Origin of the sequence: Sphingopyxis sp. (assembly GCF_036402335.1) — a bacterium.
Taxonomy (GTDB): Bacteria; Pseudomonadota; Alphaproteobacteria; order Sphingomonadales; family Sphingomonadaceae; genus Sphingopyxis.
Genome location: NZ_DASWTD010000104.1, coordinates 1 through 5,328, shown reverse-complemented (window position 1 = coordinate 5,328; position 5,328 = coordinate 1). Strand labels below are relative to the sequence as shown.

Genomic DNA, 5,328 nt, shown 5'->3' with positions numbered 1-5,328 from the left:
CATCGCCGCAGTGCTCGACCGGACCGCGCGCCGCCTCGACAGCGAAATGCTGCAGCAGGATTATCGCGCCGCGATCAAGCGCGCGGGGGGCCAGTCGATCGCGGGTGCCCGCGTCGTCGCGGTCAAGCGCGAAGGGTCGAGCTGGGTCGCGACCACAGCCGCCGGCGACCGCATTTCCGCACCGATCCTCGTCAACGCGGCGGGTGCCTGGTGCGACGAGATCGCGCGGCTGGCGGGCGTCGTGCCGCTCGGTCTCCAGCCGCTGCGCCGGACGATCATCGTCTTCGATGCCCCGCCGGATCAGGAGACAGGCGGCTGGCCCTTCACCAAAACTGCGATCGACGATTTCTACATGCTGCCCGAATCGGGTCGCCTGCTCGCCTGCCCCGTCGATGAAGTGCCGAGTGAACCGACCGACGCCCAGCCGGAAGAATATGACATCGCCCTCGCGGCGGCGAAGACCGAGCATTATACCTCGCTCGCCGTCCGGCGGATCAGTCACAGCTGGGCGGGACTACGCACTTTCACGCACGACCGCGTTCCGGTTGCTGGCTTCGCACCCGATGCCGAGGGTTTTTTCTGGCTGGCAGGCCAAGGCGGATATGGCCTGCAGACGGCTCCCGCGATGGCTGCGGCAACAGAGTCGCTGATTACTGGCGGCAGCTGGCCCGCCGGCCTGGCGGATTGGGGCGTCAATCGCGCTGACCTTGCTGTGGAACGCCTGCAGATCGGCGACAGGCCGGCTTGAACATCTGCCTTGGCAAGTTGGGGAACGGACAGGGCGCGCCCGGGAAGTCGATGAACTTCGCCTCGAGATAGGCCGGCGACCATGCCGTTGCTTGTTACAGCATCCTCAAGCGTATGGTTTCGGTATCCATGACCTCGATCGCGTTACGGAGCGGGAGGCGGAACGGTGCTGCCTCGATCTCGAACAGGTCGCCGGGCTGCGTCCGGATGCCCGCGCTGAACGACAGGCTTGCGGTGCCGAAGAAATGGACATGCAGGTCGCCGGGGCGCCGGAAGAGCCGATATTTGAAATGATGATGCTCGAGATTCGCGATGCTGTGCGACATATTCGCCTCGCCCGAGAGAAACGGGCTGTCCCATATGGCCGCGCCATCGCGCAGGATGCGGCTAGTGCCGCGCACGTCGGCGGGCAGGTCGCCGAGCAGCAGTTCGGGACCGAGCGCCGCCGGACGCAGCTTCGAGTGCGCCAGCCAGAGATAATTGTGGCGTTCGGTGACATGGTCCGAAAATTCATTGGCAAGCGCAAAGCCCAGGCGCACCGGCGTGCTGTCTTCGTCGATCAGGTAGATACCCGCAATCTCGGGCTCCTCCCCGGCATCGAGCGCGAAGGCCGGCGAGCGGATCGGCTGCCCCGGCGCGACGAGCTGCGAGCCGTCGCCCTTGTAGAACCATTCGGGCTGGACCCCGGGGCGGCCTTCCGGCGGCTTGCCGCCCTCGACACCCATCAGGAACATCTTCATCGAGTCCGTCGGCTGCGGGTCTTCGGCGGCGGCGCGATGCATCCGGTCGCGTCCCTCGGCCGAGCCGAGATGGGTCAGCCCGGTACCGGTCAGCAACAGGTGCGCGGGATCGGGATGGTCGATCGGCGGGAGCAGTTCGACCATATCGAGATCGACGCGCTCGCCGCCCGGCACATCGGCGAGCCGCGTTCCGTCGCGAAGCGCCGCCAGCGCGAGTTCGCGCACGCTTGTGGCACCGGGCACGGCGCGCGCGCCATCATCGTCGAGCCGCGCGACGCTGCGCGCACCGCCGTGCCGGAACTGAACGAGCGAAACCGTCATTTGGGCATCTCGCCGGTCCGGTTGCGGTCGGCAATTTCCCCGTCGTCCTGCCACGGCGCGATCGGCGCCTGCTTCTCGTTCGGACCCGCAGTGCTCTCATAGAGGCGCCGCCGCGCGACCGAGCGGTCGCGGCCCGAAATCAGCCAGACCTCGCCGAACGCATTTTCCGCGATTTGCGGTGCCGGCCCGCCGCTGACGCGCGCAAGGATCGCCGCCGCGTCGTCCCGGCTGGCAATGACGAGCACGGGACCCCGCTCGCGCGCCAGCTTCGCCACAAGCGCGTCGATATTCTTCGGGTCGAACAGCTTCGGATAGATGCCGAGGCGGATCGCGAGCCACGCCGACGAGTCGAGCGACACCTGCTCGGTCGCCGTATAGATCGCAACCGGCGGCGGCAGGTCGCCGAACGCCGCCGCCAGCCGCTGCGCATGATTGGCGCCGATCTCGGACAGGCGGGCGTGGCTCCCCTCGCCGCGATATTCGAGATGGCGCATGACGTAGAGGTCGGGAAGAGGGGGAGCCGCGACCGCCGGGACCCCGGCCATCAGCAGGAGCAACGAAACGAAAGCGCGAAGAAGGATCATGAAACGGCTCCCCGGACTGGATCAGAAGCGGACACGGCCGCCGACGAAGAAGCGCCGGCCGACCACATCCCACACGGTGGGGTCGGAATTGTCGCTGGCCAACGCCGAGCCGAGGATCGGCGGATCCTTGTCGAACAGATTGTCGATACCGCCGAAGAATTCCACCGTCTTGTTGAGGCGAACCTCCCCCGACAGGTCGAACAGCCAGTGGCGCGGCGCGCGGTCGACCGCGGCGGTGACGCCCTCCTTCAGCCTGATGTCGCCGACCATCCGGCCCTGCATCCGGACGGTGACCGGACCGCTGTTGTACGTGCCGGTGAGGTTGAGCTTGAAGTCAGGGATCAGCCAGAAACCGCTGCCGCCGCCGCAGCCGCCGCCCATATAGCCCGCGCATTCAAGCGCCGGTTGCCCGGACACGACCTGCGTCGAGCGGCTGAACATCCACGACGCAATGGCCTGCAACTTGAGCTCCGCCCCGTCTCCCGACAAAGCCAGCGCGTTCGGCAGGTTGACCCGATAGTCTGCCTGGACGTCGAGGCCTTCGACGCGCAGCGAGCCGATGTTGCTGAGATTGGTGTTGACGAAATCGATCTGGCCGTTGGTGAGGCGCGTGATCGCACGGCAGGTTTCCGAGCTGGGGTCGAGGTTGGTGAAGCAATCGGTCAGCGTCTGCGCCGCGTTGATCGTCGTGATCGCATCGTCGACCTTCACGTTGAAATAGTCGATGGTGAGGTTGAGGCGCGGGATGAAGGGCGGCGAGATCACCGCGCCGATCGTGTAGGTCTTCGACTTTTCCTCGCGAAGCAGCGGGTTACCGCCGCTCCGTGCGCTGAGGCCCGTCGACTGCTGCGTGAAGGTCGGCAGGTCGGCGCGATTCACGCCCTGCAGCACGCACAGATCCTGTTGCGCCGGGGTTGGCTGGCGCGCCGCGACGCACGGATCGACGCCAGTGGTGAAGCCCGTCGAGATCGGCGAGTAGAGCTCGTTGAGCGACGGCGCACGGATGGCGACGTTGTACGCGCCGCGCACGCGTACCCAGTCGACCGGCGCCCATTCGCCGCCGGCCTTCCAGGTGAAGACGCTGCCGACGGTCGAATAGTCGGAGAGACGCGCAGCCCCTTCGATCGCGAGCGTATCGAAGAAGGGGCGGTCCGACAGGATCGGGATACGGATTTCGCCGAAAATTTCCTTCAGGTCATATTCGCCCGAAATCGGACTTTGCGAGCCGGTGCCATACTCACCCGCGATGTCTTGCGGGCTCGGGCGGAAGGCATAGGCGTCCTTGCGGTATTCGACGCCCAGCGCCACCGCGACCGGTCCCGCGGGCAGATCGAACATCTGGCCACTGAGCGACGCGCCCGCGACGTTGCGCGTGAAGCGGTCGTTCGCGACGCGCTCCGGCGTCAGGAACGCGCTCGCGGCCGGGTCGATCGTGCCGAGGCCGAAGATGGAGACCGGGACGCAACCGCGCGACGGATCGACGCAGACCACCTGCCCTTGTCCGTTGACCGTGGCATTCAGCGCCTGCGAGAGGCGGGTCTGCGAGATCGTGCCCTGCGCGCGCTCGGTCCCGCTCGTGCGCTGATATTGATAGAAGACGTCCCAGCGCCAGTTCTTGTCGCCGATATCGAAGTCGCCGCGCAAGCCGCCGGTCAGGTTGCGCGAGTTGCGCTCGAACGAATAGTTGCGAAAGCCGAGCTCGTCGGCACGGCGCCCGGCGCCCGAGACAGCAGCCGTCCCGTCGCCATCGGGGTCGAACAGCGCGGTGTTGTTGATGAAGAACTCGCGAACCGCGGGCAGCAGGATCGGGTTGGTCGCATAGTTCGGGACGAGGAAGGTCGAAGCACCCGCGCCCGGGGTGACCGGGGTGAACGAGTCGGACGCCTGCTGATAGCTATTCTCGCTGTTGATGTAATAGACCTCACCATAGGCCTCGACGCGGTCGGTCAGTTCATAATGCGCAATTCCCGAGATCTGCGTGCGCTTCAGCGGGCGAAGATGATATTGTCCGATCGCGAAGTTGAACGTGTCTTCGGGGGCGCAATAGGGCAGCACGGCGCCGGCCTCGCCGAAGCGGATGCCGGTCAGGCTGGAACAGGGGCCCGCCGAATTCAGGTCGACCCCGACGAGTTGGTCGCGCTGCGTGGTGCTGAGGCCGATCCGCGTGCCGGGAATGCTGCCCGAGCCGCCGGGGACGAGGACGCCGTTGACGGTGTCGAGCGGCCGGGCCGAATGCCAGCGGTTTTCCTTGAAGACCGGGCCGCGATCGGTGAAGCTGGCCGACAGCGTGACGTTGCCCCGATCCTCGGCAAAATTGGTGCCGATAGTGACGTCGGCCCGGTGCGACGTGCCGTCGCCGCGGAAGGTCCGGCCGAACTGATAGCTTCCCTCCAATCCCTCGAAGTCGCGCTTCAGGACGAAGTTGACCGCGCCGGCCACGGCGTCCGAGCCATAGACCGCCGAAGCGCCCCCGGTGATGACGTCGACGCTCTTGACGAGCGCGTCGGGAACGCTGCCCAGGTCGACGAGGCCGTCGGAATTGGCCGGGATGAAGCGGCGGCCGTTGACGAGCACCAGCGTGCGCGTCGCACCGAGGCCGCGCAGGTTCGCGGTCAGAACGCCCGAGCCGCCGCCGCCGTTGACGTTCGACGAGTTGCCCGCGGCGAGCTGCGGATATTCGTTGAGCGTGCCTTCGATCGTCGCATTGCCCGAAAGCTGCAGATCCTGCTCGCCGATCACCGTGGTGGGGCTGGGCGCGGTGAGGTCGCTGCGGATCAGGCGCGAACCGGTGACGATGATTTCGGACTCCTGCACCGCATCGGTATCGGCTGCAGGCGCCTGCGCGAGCGCGGGTTGCCCGAGCAGGCTGGCGCCGCCGAGCAGCGCCGCCATCGCGGCGCGGCGCGGCAGAACGGGTCGGCATTCGCGGTTGGTCG

Annotated in this window: 4 protein-coding genes; 1 reads left to right on the top strand and 3 read right to left on the bottom strand. The window is 66.9% G+C overall.

The features are described from left to right. On the top strand, positions 1–748 hold a 748-nt coding region (locus VGD20_RS03130; protein WP_331133052.1), incomplete at its 5' end, for an FAD-binding oxidoreductase. 94 nt (positions 749–842) lie between these two features. On the opposite strand, the gene araD1 is transcribed toward VGD20_RS03130, so the two are convergent. From araD1 to VGD20_RS03115, 3 genes are read right to left on the bottom strand one after another with little or no spacing between them, the layout of a single operon-like run. Then, positions 843–1,808 (bottom strand): AraD1 family protein, encoded by a 966-nt coding sequence (gene araD1, locus VGD20_RS03125; RefSeq protein ID WP_331133051.1) that lies wholly within the window; start codon positions 1,806–1,808, stop codon positions 843–845. Then, positions 1,805–2,392, bottom strand: a complete 588-nt coding sequence (locus VGD20_RS03120) for a hypothetical protein (protein ID WP_331133050.1) — start codon at positions 2,390–2,392, stop codon at positions 1,805–1,807. Before VGD20_RS03120 ends, araD1 begins: the two co-directional genes overlap by 4 nt. Before the next feature lie 21 nt (positions 2,393–2,413). Next, positions 2,414–5,284 (bottom strand): TonB-dependent receptor domain-containing protein, encoded by a 2,871-nt coding sequence (locus VGD20_RS03115; protein WP_414714535.1) that lies wholly within the window; start codon positions 5,282–5,284, stop codon positions 2,414–2,416. Positions 5,285–5,328: the final 44 nt, after the last annotated feature.